The sequence below is a fragment of the Peribacillus sp. JNUCC 23 genome, assembly GCF_053653995.1.
Window position 1 is genome coordinate 1,013,393 of the sequence record NZ_CM132202.1, and the last position, 21,051, is coordinate 1,034,443.

Below are 21,051 nucleotides of genomic sequence, written 5' to 3' on the forward strand. Positions count from 1 at the left end.
TTTATTATTACAGAAAGAATGCGGAGGAAAATGAAATGCAACGTGAAATGAAGAGATGGGAAAACGTCCATCTTACAGGAATAAACAGGTTATCAGCACATACTGATTTTTATAGATATCGTGAATTTAGTGAGGCATTTAAATTAAATAAAGAAATGAGTAAAGGTTATCTATTGCTTGATGGAGAATGGAAATTTCTTTTTCTAGAAGCGCCAGAGTTTTCACCACTGAGCTTTGAAACAGAAGACTTTGAGATTAATAGTTTAGATTCAATTGAAGTTCCGTCATGCTGGCAAATACATGGATATGGAAAGATGCACTATACAGATGTACTATATCCATTTCCTATTAATCCACCTTTTGTACCACAGGAAAATCCGACAGGTATATATTTCAAAGATCTTATTTTAGAAAATATTAAAGACGAAAAAATCGTCTTGAAATTTAATGGTGTGGATTCAGCATTTGATCTATATGTCAATGGACATCATGTTGGCTTTAGTAAAGGATCTAGAATGCCTTCAGAATTTGATATAACGAAATATGTAAGAAACGGTAGTAATCGATTAACAGTTAGAGTTTACCAGTTTTCGGATGGAACATACTTAGAAGATCAGGATATGTGGTGGCTTTCAGGTATTTTTAGAAGTGTTGAGTTATTTAGAATGAATAAGAATACTTTAGAAGATGTTTATATTGAAACATTACCAGACGAAGATTATAAAAACTTTACTCTAAAATTAGCTGGTAAGTTTTTAACTAGTGAAGTTACAGAAATGAAGGCTAACCTTTATCAAAAGGATGAAAAGGTAGATGAATTTAAGATAGAAGTTGAAAACGGCAAATTCCAAGTGCTAAGAAATATGGTAAATCCGTTATTATGGAATGCGGAGGAGCCGAATCTATATGTTGCTACCCTTGAATATGAATTAGAAAATGGCGAAAAAGAGCTCATCCCATTAAGATTCGGGGTCAGATCTATTAATGTTATTGATAATGAAATTAGATTAAATGGAAAAAGAATATTCTTTAATGGAGTAAATCGACATGATTTCAATCCTACAATGGGTAGGACTGTAACGTATGACGATATGCTTCAAGATGTTCTTTTAATGAAGAAGCATAATATAAATGCCGTTAGAGCAGCACATTATCCGAATAATGATGTGTTTTATGATTTATGCGATAAATATGGGTTATATGTCATTGATGAAGCGGATCTTGAATGCCATGGATTTGAAAACACAGGTAATTATAACTGGATCAGTGATAATGAATTGTGGGAAAAGCAATATGTTGATCGAGCAGTCAGAATGGTAAAAAGAGATCGAAATCATCCAAGTGTCATCATGTGGTCCTTAGGTAATGAATCAGGTGCTGGTAGAAATTTCACAGCAATGTATGATGCGATAAAAGAAATTGATTCTACTAGATTAGTGCATTATGAAGGCGATCGTGTTGCTGCCTATAGTGATATTTATACAACGATGTACACGAGATTAAATGCACTTGAAGAAATAGGTAAGGATTCCGAAGGGAAAAAGCCACATATATTATGCGAATATGCCCATGCAATGGGGAATGGACCTGGTGGATTGACAGAATACCAAGAAATAATGAGGAAATATCCCAGACTGCAAGGTGGATTCGTCTGGGAATGGTATGACCATGGTATTCAACAAGTAGATGAAAATGGGGATGTATATTATTTATACGGCGGCGATTATGGAGACTTTCCTACAAACGGAAACTTCTGTATTGATGGGTTAGTATTTCCAGACCGAACACCGTCACCTGGACTGATTGAATACAAGAAAGTCATCGAACCAATTGTTACTGAAGTGATAGACCTCAATCATTTAAAGATTAAGGTGAAAAACAGATATGACTTTAGAAATCTAAGTGGGATCCTTTTACACATTAAGGTTAATTCTTTTGATCAGTTGATTGAAGAAAAGACGATCTCCTTACAAAGTATAAACGCTCAGGACGAAATGGAGTTCACATTACCTATAAATCTTGAGAACGCTTTAAAATACGATGATGCTCGCATTTATTTAAGTTATGTAGAGCCGGAGAATACTCTCTATGCAAATGAAGGCCATCTTATTACGAGTGAGAGCTTTCTAATACCTGCTACAAAGGTAGAAAAAGAATACATCTCTAAATCTTTAGATGCTGAAATGAAAATCGAGGAAGATCAGACACAGCTGATCCTCGAAAACGATCAATTCAGAACAGCTTTTTCAAAGGTTCATGGAATTCTTTTATCCTATCAAATAAATGGTGAGGAAATTATTCAGAAGGGGCCTGAACTAACGCTATGGAGAGCTGTCATCGATAATGATATGTATAAGAAAGATGATTGGATTAACAAATACTTCTTAAAAAACGCTAAGGAACAGTTCGTTTCCCTCACATATGAAATGAACAAAGGCTTTGCAGATGTTGAGATTAAAAAGTATTTGTCTAGTGTAAACCAAGCATGGGGTTTTCATCTTACCTATCATTATAGAATCACTCAAGATGGTGTTTTAAATCTTCACTTGAAGGGTGAAAAGGTATTGAGAGGTAATGAAATACCTCAAATGCTTCCAAGAATAGGAATTACGCTAAATCTTAACAATGAGTACAATGATGTGACTTGGTATGGAAGAGGAGATTCAGAGAGTTATCAAGATAGTAAGAGAAGCCAAAGTATTGGTCTTTATCGTAAAAGCGTAGAGGAAATGCACACAGATTATGTATATCCGCAGGAAAATGGTTCAAGATGTGATACCTCTTTCTTAGCGCTCACGAAGGGGAACCAATCCATTTTATTTAATTTTAAAGAGTTAAGAGATTTTACAATCCATGATTATGAAACAAGTGGATTGGAAGAAGCAAAGCATCGAGGGGAAATTGAAAAATCACCATACAATGTTTTAACGATAGACTATAGACAAAGTGGATTAGGAAGTAATAGCTGTGGTGAAGAGCAGCTTCCAAAATATCGAGTGCAAATAGAGGATTTTGAAATAGGACTCGAAATAAGAAGTATTCATAACAAAGACCTTATAGAAGAGAGTAAATTTTTCAGAGCTAGATAAAGTGAAACTTCAATCAGTGGGGGTTCTTCATCCCCCACTGATTGTTAGTCCCGTTCTACTGTCGCTAAGATCGCAGCAAACGCTTCGATTAAACGACAGTACGAACCCGAAAATGAATCACAGACTAAGTACGCCGCGTCCTGCGGCAACGTCTGTGTGACCCACATCCTGTGGGCCTCAACTATACCTTTGAAGACCACAAAGGTAAGTTTCACTGTATCTCACCAATCGGGCTTTTACGGGCAGTTGTCCCCCACCTACGATGCTTCTTCGATTCCTCCAAGCCTTGAGGTGGAGGGCTTGACTTTCCGTTAATGCGGGATAAAAAGTAGGGAATCAATAGGCAGGGGAAACCCTGCTTATTTAAGTAAGAAATCATGGTTGAATTTTGTCGATACGCTGATAAGTCACTGATCAACTAATAACCGATACGAGGAGAAAGATGATGAAATTAAATATAAGAGAAATACCTTTTTCAAGATTTGGATCTTATTTCTGTATTTCCAAGGAGAAGGATTCTGAGGAAATATTTATAAGGGATGTACACGGTGGAGATGATGCACCATCAAACCTATTCAAAATTGATATTTTAAAAGATGGGGTTGAAAAGGAGTTTGAAGTGCAAGCTTCTGAAACATCCTTAATATTCTCCTTAAAAGATAATGATGAAGGTTATGCAGAAATCATTATTCCAAAAGAAGATGAGATCCATCTTGAAGTACAGGATGTAGAATTTAGATTGAGCGCTACAAAAGGGAAATATGATTCTTTAATGGAATTAGAAGATGGGATGTATGAATACCATATTTATCCGAAGGAATTAAAATTAATGATTTTAAATCTTTCGGGTGAAATGTCTGTTGATGCACCTTGGAATATTATTGGTAATGATTTTATTGATATTCGAATGAAAAGTGGGCAGTTTGTAATCGAAAGCTATAGAACTGTCTATCAACAAAAAGAGTATGCCCCTTTTAATAAAGGAAAAGAAAAAATAGAACAGCTTTATAAAGAATGGTTTGATAATATGAAAAAGGGAAATACAGATTATCAACTTTCTTTAGAGAGGGCTTCTTATATCACTTGGTCTAGTGTTGTTCATCCACATGGGATGTTAAAAGAGTATGCCATGTATATGTCGAAGCTTTGGATGTATAATATTTGGTCATGGGATAATTGTTTTAATGCGTTGAATTTAGGAAAAAGCCACCCTGAACTAGCGTACGCACAGTTGAAAATATTCATGGAGACTCAAGACGAATCAGGTGCATATCCGGATTTTGTAAATGATAAATTCATATCATATAACTGCATTAAACCCCCTATCTTTGCTTATGTCTATGAAAAGCTAATGAAAATGAATGATTACTTTAAGGATGAACATCGATTAAAAACTGTTTATGAGTCTACTAAAAAAGTAATGGGATATTTTGACCAATATAGAACATTTGAAGGAAGATTGCCACACTATAAACATGGGAATGATTCTGGGTGGGATAACGCATCTTTATTTCATATGGGTATGCCTGTAGAAGCGCCGGACCTTACTAGTTTTTTAATTCGAACTTATGATATCCTTTCCTCTTTTGCAGAAATTCTAGGTGAAAAAGACGAATCAGTGAGATTTAAAGAAAGAGCAGACGCCCTTTTTGAGCTTCTAATGGAGAGGCTTTATGATGAGGATGGTTTTTACGGACGAGTTGGCAAAGATGGTAGGAAAATAAGTATTAGAACAAGCTTAATACTAAGACTACCAGTTATTATTGGGTATCGATTAGAGAAAAGCATGATGGATCAATTAGTATCAGATCTTGAAGGGAATTTTGAAACGAAGTATGGATTAGCCACTGAAAGTGTAAATAGTAAGTACTATAAAGATAATGGATATTGGCTCGGACCAATTTGGGCGCCTGTTACATATCTCTTTATAGATGCTTTGCAAAATTTTGGCTATCAAGAAGTAGGGAATCGAATTAGAGATAAATTCCTAGATCTTACCCTTGTTGGAGGAATGGCGGAAAACTTCGATCCGCTTACTGGAAAAGGTTTAGTGGACACATCTTTTACATGGACTTCAAGTGTATTTCTTTTACTATTAGATGATAGAACAAAAGCGAAAGACGCACACGAATAATCGGATAGTGGAGATGGATGGATAAATTTGGAGGTGATCTATTTGAGACAACCAAAGCATGGTAATCGCTTCTTATCAAATAGATATTGGGTCATCGCAATTGCGGTATTTTGCTCTATCTTATGGGGAAGTGCTTTTCCTGTTCTAAAATTTAGTTATGAAGAACTTGGCATGGCAGAAGATGATTTAGCAGCAAAAATTATTTTAGCTGGAATGCGTTTTATGATGGCGTCTCTGCTGTTGCTTGTTATCATGTTCTTCTATAATAAAAAAGCGCTGAAATTGAGATGGCGTCAATTGCCTGCCATTATTGGCTTAGGGCTACTATCAACAAGTTTACAGTATTTCTTTTTTTATAACGGATTGGCTCATACCTCGGGAATGAAAGCAGCTATTTTAAATTCAAGCGAAACATTTTTTGTCGTGTTCCTAGCTCATTTTATTTACTCAGACGATCGCTTGGATTGGCGAAAAATATTTGGTTTGGTTGCAGGGTTTGTCGGGATTATACTTGCGAACTGGGGTCAGAATGCCTCACTTAATTTGTCTTTCTTCGGAGAAGGCTTTATGCTCCTTTCAGGATTAGCCGGTGCGTTGGGAACCTTTTTGTCCAAGCGCCTATCCGCTGAAATACACCCAGTTGCATTGACTGGCTGGCAAATGTTTGTAGGCTCGTTTCTTATGCTTCTCATTGGGACTCCAGGTCTTGAGGCGAATGCTATGATCTTTACAACAAAAGCTTGGTGGCTGCTAATTTATGCTGTATTACTATCCGCAGCATCTTTCGCATTATGGACATCATTGCTAAAGTACAACAAAGCTGGAGAAGTGTCTCTTTATAAATTTGTTGTGCCAGTTGCCGGTACCATTTTATCCGCCATATTCATTCAGGACGAACTTTTAACGTTTAATATTTTTATTGCATTGATCCTTGTAGCTGTAGGTATAGCAACTGTCAATCGAAAAGGGAACAGCGATTGGCTGTTCTTTAAAAAGCGGCGACAAACTTATCAGCAAATGTATAAATAGCAAGAATATGCCTTGTTTTGGGCATATTCTTTTTTTTTGAGACTGCTTATTACGATAGATGAATTGTTAACGTAAAAGATTGCCTGATTTCAATCATATAAATCCGAAAGATTATAATAAAATGATGGCAATGATTGTTCCAATGCTGCTCATGATCAACGCATATCCTAAATTCCAAGACGAAACTTTGTATGAATTTATGGATAGGAGATTAGCGGTTAACGATACAGAAAGATTAAAAGGTCCGGCAATTGTAGTCGATAAGCCTGAGGTCATTAAAACGAGACCGACACTAACCGGATTTATTGAATGTATAATTGGTTCAAGTACTCCACCAAGTATACTTATCGTTACAAGGGGATGAAACCCAATCATCGCAAGCCCAATAAACAAAATTTGAATAAATACAAAAAGTAAAATAGGTGTGGTTGTTAAGTATTCAAACGGTTTTTGGATGTAGTTCATAAAGATCGAATCATTTAAATTACTTGTAAAGAATCCAACTGATAAAAAAAGTACCATATTATTGGTTAAAGACAATGTTCGGATCTGCCATAATGGTAAGCAATAGGCGATATATGACTTCAACCGTCTAATGGAGAGAGCCCAGACAAATGAAAAGGGAATAATAATCAAAGCGACTGTTTGAAGAAAACCCATATCTAAGATGTGATTAACTAGCACAATGATCATCATAAAACCGATTAAATAGAGAAGAAGTGAGAAGATTTTTCGAGACATGCGCGTGTTAATTCCTGTCTCGGTTGTTGACTGAGTCTCTGTTTTGCGATCACTTGTTTCGTTAGGCAATTCATAACGTTTAAAAGACTTAAACCCGATTATCCAATTAAGGATAAACAGCACGGCTGTAATCAAAATTAACCAAGGTAGATAGACAGGATAGGGTATGTGAGTATACTCAACACTTAAGACAACAAGTAACTCCATTGGACTTATGAGTAGACTTAAAGAATATCCTCTAAGCAAGGATTGTGAAATAAATCGGTTTTTGATGTTTTGAGTTTCTCCCACAAGATTTTTTTGAACGACCGTTTTAAGCAAAGGGAGGGTAGCGATATTTAGAAAACCACCTAATAAAAAGGCGGAAAAAGAACTACGATAGTATAATTGCCCTAAATGGTGAATCCGGACTCTTAATAACTTATTTACTTGTTGGTCATACCGGCCAACAATGATAATACTGTTAATAAAAGGAAGGACATAGAACACTGCAAGCAGCGAAACTGTTGTAGTCATGTAGAGTGGAACTTCAGTGAATGACCTTTGCTGGTAGATAAAAATGAAAAATCCGATCACAAAAAAAATAATACCAACGACTTTATATAATCTTGTTGCTGCTTTCAGGGAAAATATCAAAGAAAAAAGTGCTAGTATACCAATGATATAGGTAAGGAATGTTGAATGAATAAATAGATTCAGAAAATAACATATGATTAGTAAGCTATATAACACGATCATGATCTGCGTTCTCCTAAGGGGTTTTATTTTATAGGTAATAGACAAAAAATTAACTATTTTCAAACGACTTCATCGACATGAAATAGATAGACCAGTTAAAGGGGTAGAACATACTGAACTGATTGATAGAGTCATTAAAAAATAGTTTAGTTGTTAAAGGGAATAGTATTAGGCCAATTAAGCCATTGACCTTCGATTCCTTTAAGACCAATCATTTAGACAATTAGTCATAGTTTCTAAATGGACGAGTAGATGCTCAATGTCTTTAATGATGTTAGTAAGTTTGTTCACCTTCTTTTATCAAATTAACAAAGTGGTTCATCATTTGGAATAAGGGACACGCGCGGTTTATACGTATTTTTACAGTCATAAGGAGAAATGTCAAGGTAAATAAATGGACTTTTTTGGAAGTTTAGATAATGTAGCCCGATAGTTCCATGACCCAAAATCTTGAATATTACTGGCAAATAAGTTCATATTTAATGTTTTTTTGAAAAAGAACAAAAAATTGACTCTCTTCGTTCTTTTGCTAGTGTAAATGAATTTACGAATGTAGCCTTAACTTGCGACCCATTGATTTTTACAAACATCATTTCTTTGCGGAAGACAGTGGTTGCTTTGTAATCTTCATTTAACGAATTAAATAAACTTGAAATGGCGAAGTTAATACACTACAATTTGTAGTGTGTTGTGGTGAGGGGGAGGAGTATGGATATCAATAACTTTAAATACGATGAGGTAGGGCTAAATCGTTTCTTTGGACCCCTAGAAGCGAAAATCATGGAACTCCTTTGGGAACAAGAACGAAGCATAAAGGAAGTTCAACAACGTTTGGATCAAGATAAACCAATCAATTTCAATACGGTCATGACCGTGATGAATCGGTTGGTAGGAAAAGGAGTTTTGAGAAAGAGGATACAAGGCAGGGTCTCATTGTTTCATCCCGTTCAATCTAAAGAAGACTTTATTAAAGATCAGTCGAAGAAAATCACAGAGAATCTGCTTGATGGATTTGGTGGCGTCGTCATTAACCATATGCTAGATGCTATGGAAGAAGTTGACCAAACTTTGCTCGATAAATTGGAACAAAAGATTAAACAGCTTAAAGAGGATAAGTCGTGATGTGGTGGAAGAAACGGTCCCTTTTTGTTATAGGATTGAGTCTTTTGATTGCTGTTTTAATCTGGAGTCAGATGGGGATGTACGTCGCTCACCTTCTGTTTGGAGTAAACCTTCATGTGAATGTCTTTAAGTTTTGCATTAGTTTGTTTAGGGAACATTCATTTTATTATTTTTTGGTTACGATAATCTTGAATGTATTAATAGCCTATACAATCTTAATTACACTGATCAAGATTATTGGACAATGTATGTTGTTGAAAAGGTTTAAAAAGAAGATTTTTGCTCAACAAAATCTAGGATTAACGATCGCTTTGAATAGAAAGTTTGAGCGTCTACATCAAGACATTATCGTCATTGATCGTAAGGAGTCGCTCGCATTTACTTTTGGATTTAGAAGACCTAGGATTGTCCTTTCTAGTGGTTTAATCGCGATATTGGATCGTGATGAACTGGAAGCTGTTGTGGAACATGAAACCTTTCACCAAAGGAATCATGATACTTTGTTGATTTTCGTTTTACAACTAATCTCACAGTCTCTATGGTTTATTCCCCTTACGAAATGGTCATATCAAAATTATAAAATCATTAGCGAATTATTGGCTGATGAGTATGCAATTCAAAGAATGGGTTCTGAATTAGGCCTAAGCAGTGCGTTGTTTAAGTTAATTAAAAATTATTTTAAGGGAAACTCTACCCCGGTCTTGGTTCATTTTTCGGATGAATCGGTCAATTATAGATTACAGCAATTAGTAGAACCAAAGAAGTCCATCCCGGTAAGGCTGAAAACAACCTCGATGATCATATCGATATATGTATTGCTCCTCATAATGGGGATGATATTCGTGACGATTACGTAATTGTAGTAGTTGTCACCATGTTTTTATACCTATTCACACTACATAATGTAGTGTGTAAATTAAGAAAGAAAAACGAATTCTAAAGTATGGAGGTTATACAATGGCTAATAAAAAATCAAAAAAACAAACGTACAAGAAACAAAAGCAATCATCGAAATTTATCTTTTGGGTAATTGGCTTGATCGCAGTTTGTATCATCGGCTTGATATTTTTGTCTAACGGAAAAGAACAAGTAGCTGCTTTCGACTATAAAGCGCAGCCTGTAATTGGAGATTCAACGGCGCCTGTTCAAATTGTTCAATTTGGTGACTATAAATGTCCGATCTGTAAGAGTTTTGAGGAAAATTTCTTCCCACACATTCAAGAGAATTTGATAGACACTGGAAAAGTTCAATTTTATTTCATGAATTTTTCATTTATTAATGTGGATTCAATCCGTTCAGCTAAATTTGCGGAGACGGTTTATAAAGAATTAGGAAATGAAACCTTCTGGAAATTTCATAAGCTATTATATAGTAAACAACCCGATGATCTAAAGTATGAGAAAATGGATGTGTTTACCGATAAATTTTTAGAAGAAACATTGGCAGAAATCGTCGATAGTTCTGATGTAGCGAAAGTCGTTAAGGCATTTAAAGCGAACACTTCTGAAAAAGACTGGAAAAAGGATATGTCCACTGCGAATAGTTTGAATGTAACTGGAACGCCTTCCATTTTTGTTAACGGGAAAAAGTTTGCAGGAAACACATTTGAGGACTTAGAACAAATGGTTGATGAAGCCGCAAAGGGGAAATAATCTATGAATAAGCCACTGCTATTTTCCTGGATTATTTCCATCGTTGCGACAATAGGGAGTCTTTTCTTTAGTGAGTATCTCCATTTTATCCCTTGTACGTTTTGCTGGTATCAAAGAATTCTCATGTATCCACTGGTGTTATTATTAGGAAGAGCTTTTTATGAAGGAAATAGTAAAATCTATGCTTATATTCTGCCGCTGTCTATTTTGGGGATGCTCGTTTCTGGTTATCATTACAGTCTTCAAAAAATCCCGGCACTTCAACAATTCGAAATGTGTACGAGCGGTGTCCCATGTTCAGGAGAGTATATTAACTGGTTAGGGTTTATTACAATCCCTTTACTAGCTTTTGTTGCTTTCTTGTTCATTACTGTTAGTATGGTGGTACTTGCTCGTAAGCATAGAAATGGTTAAGTCGAAAAGGGACTAACCATTAATAGAAATATTCGTCTATCGGTATTGAAAAACTGATAGGCGCTTTTTTTTTATGATTAAAGGTGGCGCATATATGGACATGTAGGCATTAATTAACAATGTTGATGATGGATACTAATTTTGTATGGTGATATTTTCATAATAAGAGCGTAGATTTGGTGTGGAAGTCCTGGTTTTAAAAAGAGGGTAGATACATATACCTATGTTTATTTTGAAAATAAGAGCTTATCACCTAAAAAAAACACAAAATCTTCTAAAAAAACTCTCTTTAAAAACATGCTAAATATTCGTAATATTAGCTTATGAAAACGTTTTCCGTAGAAATAGGAACAAGTAATATCAATAAAATAGGGGGGAAGCACATGAAACTTATCAAAAAAGTGGGGATTTTCATCGATTCTATTTTTGAGAAACTCGCCCTTACGTCTCTGGTTGCCTTAGTCCTAGTCGTTACGACTCAAGTGGCAACAAGGAAATTATTTAACTTTGTTTTCTTTTGGTCAGAAGAAGTGACCTTGCTATTGCTTGGCTGGTTTGCTTTTATGGCGATTGCGATAGGATTTCGAGAGCACATCCATTTGGGGATTGATTCTTTCACTAATCTGTTTCCAAAAGTCTTTAACAAAGTATTAGATAAAGTTATTAGTATCTCTATTTTTGCTTTTGGTTTATACCTTGTCGTTCAAGGGTGGGACTTTACTGTATTGATGATGGAATCGACTCTTCCAGCAACGAAACTTCCAAGCAGTATTACGTATGTTGCGATGCCAATCACTGGTATTATGATATGCGGTTATTCCCTACTACACTTGTTCAATAAAGATACAACTAGATATAAAGATCTGGAGGAGGGAATGTAATTTGGACACGAATACGATTGCGGTCATCATCTTACTCTCAAGCTTTGTACTATTAATATTACTTCGCTTTCCGATTGCTCTAACGCTTGTTGCTTCATCATTGATAACGGTTATTTATTTAGGTATACCGATGCCAATTATTGGTCAGCAAATGATTCAAGGATTGAATTCCTTTTCACTGCTTGCTATCCCATTTTTTATCTTGACGGGACAAATCATGAGTGCAGGCGGACTTGCTACTCGCATTGTCAATCTCGCAGGCTTAATGGTCGGTCGAATTCGTGGCGGTTTGGCTATGGTAAACAGTGTAGCTTCGTTATTTTTCGGTAATATCTCAGGCTCTGCAGTAGCGGATGTTTCTTCTGTCGGTTCTGTTATGATACCAATGATGAAAAAGAAAGGCTATGAAGCGGATTATGCAGTTGGGGTAACGATTGCATCAGCTATTCAAGGGGTAGTCGTACCGCCGAGCCATAATCTGGTATTATATTCTTTAGCAGCAGGTGGGGTATCAATCGCTAGTTTATTTATGGCTGGTATAGTACCAGGCGGGATCATGTTAATTGCCCTTATGATTACTGCTTATATTATTGCAAGGAAACGAGGGTATGAAAAATCGGACCTTATACCAAGATCACAGTGGGCCGGAATTCTTTTACACGGTTTCCTTTCGTTAAGCCCTGCAGTCATTATCTTGGGCGGGATCATGAGTGGATGGTTTACAGCAACTGAGTCAGGTGCACTAGCTTGTTTATATTCTTTTATTCTGGCATTCGTTGTTTATAGAGAAGCTCCAATGTCGAGTATTTGGAATATTTTGAAACGTACTTTAAAAACAGTTTCGATGGTATTTTTCCTGATTGGAGCATCCGCTTCCTTCGGCTGGATTCTTGCCTACTTGCAAATACCATCTATGGTAACTGATTTGTTCTTGAATTTTTCGGACAATCCAATTGTTATTCTATTAATCATTAATATCTTATTGCTACTTCTAGGTGCGCCAATGGATATGGCGCCAATGATTTTAATCATGACACCTATACTTTTACCAGTTGTAACAAGTTTTGGAATGGATCCTGTCCATTTTGGGATTGTTCTTATCCTGAATGCAGGGATTGGATTATTGACACCGCCTGTAGGAACGGTCTTGTTTGTTGGCTGTGCGATTGGGAAAGTTTCCATCCAACAAGGAACGAAAGCCATGCTTCCATTTTTCTATGCATTACTAGTCGTTCTGTTAATTATCACCTATATACCTGAAGTTACATTATGGCTTCCGAGTTTAGTAGTCAAATAACTTGAGGCATAGGTGAAATTATAAATTTTTAAAAAATAAAAGGGGTGTAATGAGAATGAAAAGAAAACATATTACAGGTTTTTTAGCTACAGCATTAATGGTTGGAGGATTACTTGCCGGATGTAGTGGAAAAGAGGATGCGGCTCCAGCAAGCGGCGATTCCAAACCAAAGAAAGCGGAGTTTACTTTTCGCTTAGCAGATAATCATCCAGTGGATTATCCGACAGTTATAGGGGACAAAAAGTTTGCTGAGTTAGTCAATGAAAGAACGGATGGCCGGATTAAAATTGAGGTTTTCCCATCAGGGCAACTAGGTGATGAAAAATCAGTACTTGAACAGGTTCAGCTCGGAGCAATTGAGTTTACGAGAATTAATTCTAGCCCGCTGGCCGAGTTTAATGATGATTTCGCAGTATTTGGCCTACCATATGTATTTGAAAGTGATGAGCATTTGTGGAATTTCTTAGACAGTGAAACAGGAACAGAATTGTTGGATGGTCTTGAATCATCAAAAATGAAAGGATTAGCTTATTACAGTTCTGGTTCTCGTAGTTTTTATTCGACTAAGCCAGTTAAAAGCTTAGCTGACTTAAAAGGACAAAAGCTCCGTGTTCAACAAAGTAAAGTCAATATTGATCTAGTTGCAGCTCTTGGAGCAAGTGCTACTCCTATGCCATATGGCGAAGTATTTAGTGGTCTCCAAACAGGAATCATCGACGGTGCGGAAAACAACCTACCGAGTTTTGATTCTTCTAACCATTATCAAGAAGCAAAAAGTATTATCTTGGATCACCATCAACGCATGCCAGAAGTACTATTAATCAGTCAAACGGCATGGAATAAACTATCTGAAGAAGATCAAAAGATTGTTAAGCAGGCTGCTCTAGACTCTGTAACAACCCAAAAAGAAGAATGGGCTAAGTGGGAACAAAATTCTGAAAAGAAATTAAAAGATGCTGGTGTAACGTTTACTGAAGTAGAAGATCTTACTGAATGGAAAGAGGCCGTTAAACCTGTCATCGCTCAATATCAAGACAAATATAAAGATTTATTAGATGCTGTTGATGCAGCTAAATAATAGAATGAGTAATTAATCAAAGAATTCCAGGTCAAATTTTGACCTGGAATTTCTTCGAGTAGAATCGACTAGAGGGAACAAAACGAAATAAATTAAAGCATAGCATATGGAGGAATGTCTGTTTATTCATTCATATGCTAACAACATTCAGATACTTAAAAAAACACAAATTTCACTAAAAAAAACCACATACATGAATCGGATCACTAGTCGTATAATTCTTATTAAGCGCTTACATAAAATAGGTTTGATATTATAAAACAGAAAATTCTGAATAATATTAAGGGGATAGTTCTAATTCAATTTAGTTACTAAAACTTTTTCCCTACTCAGGACTAATAGAAACGTAGATAAAGTGTATCACTTAAGGAGGTGATTTTGTCTTTTAATACATAGCAGCGAAATTTTACTTCCTGTTATTATGAATCGCATTACTAGAGAGAAATGAGGAGGAGAAGGTAAAATGGGGAAAGTCTCAAATCGTTTTAAAAAGGTTGCAAAAGTCTCGTTCGCATCGTTATTGACAGTTTCACTTGCGTTTCCATATGCAGGGATAGATCGTGCATCTGCCGCTAACGATGATAACAACAAATCTGTGCCAAAACTCGATGCCCGTATCAAACAAAATTTGAAAATTAACGGGAAAGAATACAAAGATTTAAATGGAAACGGCCAACTAGACAAATATGAAAATTGGCAGCTCCCTATTGACGAGCGGGTAAAAGATCTGGTATCACAGATGACGCTTGAGGAAAAAGCGGGGATGATGCTTATTTCCTCACATTATATGAACGAGAAGCCAGAAGGAGACAATTTATTAAGTGAGGCGGACCAGTGGAGTGAAACGAATCGCTGGGCTCAACCAGGCGACTCTAATTATAAATTTGATAAACCGGTCCTAGATGCTTCAGGGACTACAAAGGGTATTCTTGAACGTAATCTTCGCTATTTCATTATCCGCCAAAACCCAAGTGCAGATGTTTTAGCAACATGGCTTAACCAAATACAAGAAGTAGCAGAAGGATCTAGATTAGGTATCCCAGCTGTCATAACATCGAATCCACGGAATCATATCAACACGAATAAGACTTTTGGCATTAGTGAAACGGTTGGCGAATTTTCTGTTTGGCCGGGTGAATTAGGTCTTGCAGCAACGCGCGACGCGGATCTTGTAAAGGAATTCTCTCAAATCGCTGCACAGGAATGGACGGCTTCCGGCATTCGCAAAGGCTACATGTATATGGCGGATGTCATTACAGACCCTTTATGGACAAGGACTGAAGGTACATTTGGAGAGCACCCTGAACTTGCAGCAGACATGATTACTGCCGTTGTTAAAGGATTTCAGGGGGATAAACTAGGTCCAAATAGTGTTGCTTTAACGACGAAGCATTTCCCTGGTGGTGGGGCCCGTGAAGATGGGAAGGATCCTCATTATTTGTTTGGTCAGTACAATCCTTATCCGACTGAAGGTAGTCTACTAAAATATCACATTCCGGCTTTCAAGGCAGCGATCGAAGCTGGTACAACGTCTATCATGCCGTACTATGCGTATCCAAGTAATGAACATAGTGCACCTCAATTAGATGAGAAATTTGAAGAAGTTGGCTTCGCATATAACAAGGCGATCATTCAAGATCTATTGCGTGACAAACTTGGCTTCAAAGGTTACATTAACACAGATACAGGTATTACTACTTCTATGCCTTGGGGTGTCGAAGATTTAACGAAGGAACAAAGATATGCCAAAGCATTAGAGGCAGGGGTTAATATCTTTTCTGGAGAAGCCGACCCTACTTATCTAATCAACGCAGTTAAGGACAAATTGGTTAAAGAAGAGAGACTTGATGTGTCAGTAACATTCTTATTGACAGAAATGATGCAATTAGGACTGTTCGAAGACCCATATGTAGACCCAGCGAATGCTCTTAAAGTTGCAACTAATCCAAAATCACAGGAAAAGGCTGATGAAGCTCACCGTAAGTCAATCGTTCTATTGCGCAATGATGAAAATCTATTGCCATTGAATGATAAAAAAATTAAAGATGTTAAGCTTTATATCGAAGTTTTCTCTAAAGGAAATGATGAAAAGAATACCAAGGGATTAATAGAAACAATTCAAAACTATGATAAATCTATTACCATCACGAATAATCTTGATGAAGCAACACATGCTTTCGTTTGGGTTCGACCTAGCACACCAGAGGCTAGCAATCCAAAGTTGAATATCGGTGCTGAAAATGGAATCGAAGATGTGGATAGAATTAATAAGATTCAAGGTACTGTTCCGACTATCCTTGCGCTAAACATGACCAATCCATGGCTGATTGATAATGTGGAAGGAAAAGCAGCAGCAGTAATAAGTACTTTTGGAGTGAAGGCTGAGGCGATAGTAGATGTTATTCGTGGTGAATTTAATCCTACCGGAAAACTACCGTTCACGATACCTGCTAATCAGAACGCAGTTGACAACAACAAAGGTGATGTACCAGGCTATGACGAAGATCCTTCTTATGTTTACCGTAATAAAGATGGTGTAGCGTACGCTTACGATTTCGGCTTGTCATATGAACCAAACCCCGAGAAAGTCACATTTGCGGACATCACAAATCACTGGGCAAAAGCGGATATTGAATTATTAGCTACAAAAGGAATCATCAAAGGGAAAACAAAGGATACGTTTGCGCCAGAGAAAAACATTACTCGAGCTGAATTTACAGCATTACTTGCACGTGCTCTTGGTTTAACAAAAGTTGACAAAGAATTAAACTTCAGTGATGTAAACCAAGATAATTGGTTTGCAAAAGAATTACAGGCAGCGGTGAGTGCAGGATTGATTACTGGATACCCTGATGGTACATTCCGCCCTAATATGAACATCACTCGTGAACAAATGGCTGTACTGATCAGTCGTGCCTATCATTTTGTAGAGAAAAAAGAAGTGACTAATACAGCTGATCAAGTATTGGCTAAGTTTACAGATCGTCAGTCGATTGGTGATGGGGCGAAAGCAGATGTAGCATTGGCAGTTCAACTCGGAATCATCCAAGGAACGCAAGCGAATGAACTCCAACCAAAGAAACCAGCAACCCGCGCCCAAACAGCTGTCATGTTAAAACGATTTTTACTTAAAGTGAATGCGTTAGTTGAGACAAAGTAAAGCTCTACTAAAATGAGATTAATAGAATTGGTAAATCCCCTTTTAAGCTGTTAAGCGAAGAAGGGGATTTTAATATGGTAACCTGGAAATACGACAATGGAAAAAAAGGTCTTATCATCAATACTCATGGTACTCCTAATGAGTATTATGATGAGATCGTATGACAGCAGGTCTGAAAGTCACTTCTGATAGTGGAATATTTGATTTTACGGGAATTGAACCTGTGGACCATTTACTATTCGGAAGTATTGGGTGTCTTGATGAAGAAGCATATAAAGGTATGTTAAAGAAAGTGGAAGCTACAGTTAATTCCTATTTTTCATAAACATATACAAATATTGAAAGGGCTGTTCAATAATCGGGTAGCCTTTTCTTATTGTTGAAAGGCTCTTATTCTACTAGGCGTCATTTTGTGCCATACCATTTGTAGTTATTTAGAATTAGGTAAGTTCTTATAGATGTTTGATTTGAAAAACCCCTTTGGGTGACGAGCTCCAACAAACGTGCCAGGTTAGTTTAAGTAAAATCCTTCACAATAGAGAAACAGCCGAATTCATCTCCGAAAATCGGCTTTTCTAAAATCTGAAGCGTTTCTATAGATGAAAAAGCTCTAATAATATTCGATGGCCCACGTTCATGTATGACCAAGTGCGGTATGTCCAGTTATCATTAAAAAAGGATAATAAACCGTTTTATTAATTCCTTATCTAAAAATTTGTTTTGCGGGACTATGCCTGTAGTTGCTCAGTAAAATAAAAACCAATAGATAATAGTGGGAGTCCTGAAATTGAACACTTCTTCATTTGAAAATTGATAAACTAGAATTTTTCAAAAGTTTTAATCAAACTTTTTTATAAAAACCAAACTTTGCTCGAGAAGAATACATTTTGATCAAACTTTATTTCAAAACTACAACAGAATGTGAATTATACAAGTATAGTGATAGGCTGAATTCATTTGTGCGTGAAAAAGTACCTAAAGAAATTGTGATATAATTGCTGAAACAGATGCATAGAAAATAATTAGTTTACCTAATAAACATGTCTATTTACCTGGCTGGATATTTCGGTTAAGATTAAATATGGAAACGGAAACAAGTTATTAAATGGTAGGAATGATAAGTTATGAAGAAGCAATGGAGAAAACTCTCTTTTTTTATCAGAAAATTCATACTGTTAAGTAATCAGTCGCTTTTAATAAAGCTTTGTGTATTGTCTAGTATACTAGTGATTTTTCCAGTTCTTTCAGTTGGAATTATTTCGTATAAACTTTCTTCTGATAAATTAGAAGAGGAGTTTAGGGAATCAAGCCAACAAATTATTGAACAGGTAGAGTCACATATTGAGTACTATTTACAAGATTTTGAGATTGCCAGTTTAAAAATTATTAGCTCTCCTCAATTTGCTAATTTTTTGAAACTTGAAACGAAAGAACATGGAAATAATCAGGAATTTACGGAGGCAACACGAGCTATCTTAAAGGAGGCAGAATATTCTAGAGCGGATATATCAAATATCACCGTCATTTTAAATAATGATCAAGTCATCGATACGCTCGGTTTAGAAAACTACTATCCTGTATCCAAAATTAAAGAGGAGTACTGGTATTCATCGGTACCGAGAAACGGAATGATTATGTTAGTAAGTAGAACGTTAAAATTAAAAAATAATAACGAGCAGCCTGTGATATCACTCGCAAGGCGTTTATATAATCCAAAGACATTGCAGCCAGTAGGAATGCTGATCATTGATATCAATTTCAGGAGGATTGAAGAAATTGCTAACAAGGTTACGCTAAGTAAGAACGGTTTTTTCTTTATTTTAGATTCCAAAGGGCATTATGTATACCACAGTGATTATTCTAAACTAGGAAAAAAGGTTGAATTCGATCGATTGTCTAACTTGAAAACGGAAGAAGATGGATCTGGAATATTAGATAATGATTGCAAAGATTTTTTTACGTATTCTTTTTCTCGAAACATTGGCTGGCGGTTTTTCACAGCGGTTCCATACGAGGATTTAATGGAAGGAAGTATTCAAATTGGAAAAACTATTTCCTGGATCATTATAATCGCACTATTCTTTGCTTATCTCATAGGATTCGGATTTGCAAATAGCATCATTCGTCCAATTCGGCGGCTTCAACATTTTATGAAGGAAGTTGAAATTGGAAATCTCAATGGCAGGGTAAGAGTGGAGTCTACTGATGAAATTGGACAATTGACAATGGGCTTTAATAATACCGTTGAAAAACTCTCCAATTTACTGGAGGAAATATATATTTCTAAATTGAAAGAAACAGAGATGAACCTTAATCAAAAAGAAATTGAATTAAGGATGCTGCAGTCACAAATTAATCCTCATTTTTTATACAATTCACTTGAAACAATTAGAGGTATGGCATTGGAGGAAAATCGGGAGGACATTGCCTGTATGTCATCTTCACTCGGAAAGCTACTCCGTTATAATCTTAAAAATAGCTCACTTACTGTAAGTCTAAAAGAAGAGATTAAGTTTTGTGAGATGTATTTGCAAATACAAAAGTTTCGTTTTGAAGACCGTTTTGAGTATATGTTTGATATTCCCGAATGGGCAATGGATCTTAAGGTCGTGAAGTTTTCGATGCAACCTTTGATTGAAAATTGTTTTAAGCACGGTTTTGATCAGATTAAGGGGAAAATGAAGATTATCTTATCTGTAGTTCGAGTTTCAGAATGTTCTATCGTTATTCGCGTTTTAGATACTGGTGTTGGAATTCAGGAAGATATTCTAAACGAAATTACGAAAAAAATTGAACAAACAACAACAGCTAATAACGGATTAAATATTGGAATAATAAATGTTCACCAAAGAATTTCTTACTTGTTTGGCTCTATGTACGGGATTACCATTCAAAGCACAGAAGGCATTGGAACAGCAGTTGATATGCATTTGCCAATCAGGAAAGCATATGATGAGGAGGAGGAAGAATGAAAAATGTCTTGCTGGTTGACGATGAGAGATGGGTTCGTACCGCACTTAAGTGGACAATAAATAAGTTGAATCTTCCAATATATGTTGCCCATGAATGCAATAACGGGTTGGAAGCTCTTGATTGGATCAAACAAAATAATGTAGATCTAGTAATAACTGATATTCGTATGCCAATCATGGATGGACTTACATTTATTAAGCAAGTACGGGATTTAGAGTTGAATGTGGATATTATCGTTATTAGTGTTCACGATGAATTTCAGTTTGTACAAGATGCTATGCGAAAAGGGGTGACTGATTATTTGTTAAAACCGATTGATGATGAAGAGTTAAAAAAATGTTTAGAAAACTGGTTGAAGAAAGGGATGGGAGTTCAGTTAGAGAGTAGGCATGCAGAAGAATCCTTTCCTCCTTCAACAATAGATAAAGTTCTTCAATATATTCAGGAAACTCCACTTGGAGAAATCAACTTAAAGGAAGCAGCTAAAAAGGTGCATGTCAATCCGAGTTATCTAAGTCAATTATTTAAACAACAAGTAAAACGAAATTTTGTTGATTATTTGACGGAGCTTCGAATGGAAGAGGCTAAAAAGATTCTGAAGACGAGCAGCTTACGAATATCTGAGATTGCCGAACGCTTAGGCTATTCTGATATAGCATATTTCAGTAATACTTTCAAACGAATGACGAGTTTCTCTCCATCTGAGTTTCGAAAGGTTAAAGACGAGTAAATCGATGATGTC

14 protein-coding genes and 1 pseudogene are annotated in these 21,051 nt (G+C 36.2%); 14 read left to right on the forward strand and 1 reads right to left on the reverse strand.

The genetic code is table 11. The features are described 5' to 3' along the window. The first annotated feature begins 35 nt into the window (after positions 1 to 35). The 3 genes from JNUCC23_RS04875 to JNUCC23_RS04885 all read left to right on the forward strand — a co-directional run bounded on the left by JNUCC23_RS04875 (position 36) and on the right by JNUCC23_RS04885 (position 6,252). Positions 36 to 3,089 (forward strand): glycoside hydrolase family 2 TIM barrel-domain containing protein, encoded by a 3,054-nt coding sequence (locus JNUCC23_RS04875; RefSeq protein WP_454214611.1) that lies wholly within the window; start codon positions 36 to 38, stop codon positions 3,087 to 3,089. A gap of 445 nt (positions 3,090 to 3,534) precedes the next feature. Then, complete coding sequence (locus tag JNUCC23_RS04880; protein ID WP_454214613.1) at positions 3,535 to 5,223, forward strand: amylo-alpha-1,6-glucosidase; 1,689 nt, start codon at positions 3,535 to 3,537, stop codon at positions 5,221 to 5,223. Between the two features lie 42 nt (positions 5,224 to 5,265). Further along, positions 5,266 to 6,252: a DMT family transporter gene (locus JNUCC23_RS04885; protein WP_454214614.1), complete on the forward strand. Its 987-nt coding sequence runs from the start codon at positions 5,266 to 5,268 to the stop codon at positions 6,250 to 6,252. 111 nt (positions 6,253 to 6,363) lie between these two features. On the opposite strand, the gene JNUCC23_RS04890 is transcribed toward JNUCC23_RS04885, so the two are convergent. After that, positions 6,364 to 7,731: a hypothetical protein gene (locus tag JNUCC23_RS04890; protein ID WP_454214616.1), complete on the reverse strand. Its 1,368-nt coding sequence runs from the start codon at positions 7,729 to 7,731 to the stop codon at positions 6,364 to 6,366. 708 nt (positions 7,732 to 8,439) lie between these two features. On the opposite strand from JNUCC23_RS04890, the gene JNUCC23_RS04895 reads away from it, so the two are divergent. The 11 genes and pseudogenes from JNUCC23_RS04895 to JNUCC23_RS04945 all read left to right on the forward strand — a co-directional run bounded on the left by JNUCC23_RS04895 (position 8,440) and on the right by JNUCC23_RS04945 (position 21,039). Continuing rightward, the gene (locus tag JNUCC23_RS04895; RefSeq protein WP_403074191.1) at positions 8,440 to 8,853 is read left to right on the forward strand and encodes a BlaI/MecI/CopY family transcriptional regulator; all 414 of its coding nucleotides are present in this window, start codon (positions 8,440 to 8,442) and stop codon (positions 8,851 to 8,853) included. Continuing rightward, positions 8,853 to 9,710, forward strand: a complete 858-nt coding sequence (locus JNUCC23_RS04900; RefSeq protein ID WP_403075164.1) for a M56 family metallopeptidase — start codon at positions 8,853 to 8,855, stop codon at positions 9,708 to 9,710. The genes JNUCC23_RS04895 and JNUCC23_RS04900 overlap by 1 nt, the downstream gene beginning before the upstream one ends. Before the next feature lie 100 nt (positions 9,711 to 9,810). Then, the gene (locus JNUCC23_RS04905; RefSeq protein WP_454214618.1) at positions 9,811 to 10,506 is read left to right on the forward strand and encodes a DsbA family protein; all 696 of its coding nucleotides are present in this window, start codon (positions 9,811 to 9,813) and stop codon (positions 10,504 to 10,506) included. 3 nt (positions 10,507 to 10,509) lie between these two features. Continuing rightward, positions 10,510 to 10,920, forward strand: coding sequence for a disulfide oxidoreductase (locus JNUCC23_RS04910; protein WP_403074187.1), 411 nt, complete (start codon positions 10,510 to 10,512; stop codon positions 10,918 to 10,920). Between the two features lie 383 nt (positions 10,921 to 11,303). Then, complete coding sequence (locus JNUCC23_RS04915) at positions 11,304 to 11,801, forward strand: TRAP transporter small permease (protein WP_454214620.1); 498 nt, start codon at positions 11,304 to 11,306, stop codon at positions 11,799 to 11,801. 1 nt (position 11,802) lies between these two features. Next, positions 11,803 to 13,098 (forward strand): TRAP transporter large permease, encoded by a 1,296-nt coding sequence (locus JNUCC23_RS04920; protein WP_403074183.1) that lies wholly within the window; start codon positions 11,803 to 11,805, stop codon positions 13,096 to 13,098. A 55-nt stretch (positions 13,099 to 13,153) separates the two neighbouring features. Beyond that, entirely contained in the window at positions 13,154 to 14,176 is a 1,023-nt protein-coding gene (locus JNUCC23_RS04925) for a TRAP transporter substrate-binding protein (RefSeq protein WP_454214622.1), read from the forward strand. A gap of 463 nt (positions 14,177 to 14,639) precedes the next feature. Beyond that, complete coding sequence (locus JNUCC23_RS04930; RefSeq protein WP_454214624.1) at positions 14,640 to 17,336, forward strand: S-layer homology domain-containing protein; 2,697 nt, start codon at positions 14,640 to 14,642, stop codon at positions 17,334 to 17,336. Positions 17,337 to 17,434: 98 nt separating this feature from the next. Next, positions 17,435 to 17,661: pseudogene (locus JNUCC23_RS04935) on the forward strand (NAD(P)H-dependent oxidoreductase); the annotation flags it as partial. Positions 17,662 to 18,460: 799 nt separating this feature from the next. Beyond that, positions 18,461 to 20,308 carry a sensor histidine kinase gene (locus JNUCC23_RS04940; RefSeq protein WP_454214626.1) on the forward strand — a complete coding sequence of 616 codons (1,848 nt, stop codon included), beginning with the start codon at positions 18,461 to 18,463 and terminating at the stop codon, positions 20,306 to 20,308. Next, positions 20,305 to 21,039 (forward strand): response regulator transcription factor, encoded by a 735-nt coding sequence (locus tag JNUCC23_RS04945; protein WP_403074175.1) that lies wholly within the window; start codon positions 20,305 to 20,307, stop codon positions 21,037 to 21,039. The genes JNUCC23_RS04940 and JNUCC23_RS04945 overlap by 4 nt, the downstream gene beginning before the upstream one ends. Positions 21,040 to 21,051 lie beyond the last annotated feature (12 nt).

What these genes read in the sequence shown, in the direction of transcription:
- JNUCC23_RS04875 (WP_454214611.1), top strand. Translation starts at nt 36, where the DNA reads ATGCAACGTGAAATGAAGAGATGGGAAAACGTCCATCTTACAGGAATA.
- JNUCC23_RS04945 (WP_403074175.1), top strand. Translation starts at nt 20,305, where the DNA reads ATGAAAAATGTCTTGCTGGTTGACGATGAGAGATGGGTTCGTACCGCA.
- JNUCC23_RS04915 (WP_454214620.1), top strand. Translation starts at nt 11,304, where the DNA reads ATGAAACTTATCAAAAAAGTGGGGATTTTCATCGATTCTATTTTTGAG.
- JNUCC23_RS04925 (WP_454214622.1), top strand. Translation starts at nt 13,154, where the DNA reads ATGAAAAGAAAACATATTACAGGTTTTTTAGCTACAGCATTAATGGTT.
- JNUCC23_RS04900 (WP_403075164.1), top strand. Translation starts at nt 8,853, where the DNA reads ATGTGGTGGAAGAAACGGTCCCTTTTTGTTATAGGATTGAGTCTTTTG.
- JNUCC23_RS04905 (WP_454214618.1), top strand. Translation starts at nt 9,811, where the DNA reads ATGGCTAATAAAAAATCAAAAAAACAAACGTACAAGAAACAAAAGCAA.
- JNUCC23_RS04910 (WP_403074187.1), top strand. Translation starts at nt 10,510, where the DNA reads ATGAATAAGCCACTGCTATTTTCCTGGATTATTTCCATCGTTGCGACA.
- JNUCC23_RS04895 (WP_403074191.1), top strand. Translation starts at nt 8,440, where the DNA reads ATGGATATCAATAACTTTAAATACGATGAGGTAGGGCTAAATCGTTTC.
- JNUCC23_RS04880 (WP_454214613.1), top strand. Translation starts at nt 3,535, where the DNA reads ATGAAATTAAATATAAGAGAAATACCTTTTTCAAGATTTGGATCTTAT.
- JNUCC23_RS04940 (WP_454214626.1), top strand. Translation starts at nt 18,461, where the DNA reads ATGAAGAAGCAATGGAGAAAACTCTCTTTTTTTATCAGAAAATTCATA.
- JNUCC23_RS04930 (WP_454214624.1), top strand. Translation starts at nt 14,640, where the DNA reads ATGGGGAAAGTCTCAAATCGTTTTAAAAAGGTTGCAAAAGTCTCGTTC.
- JNUCC23_RS04890 (WP_454214616.1), bottom strand. Translation starts at nt 7,731, where the DNA reads ATGATCGTGTTATATAGCTTACTAATCATATGTTATTTTCTGAATCTA.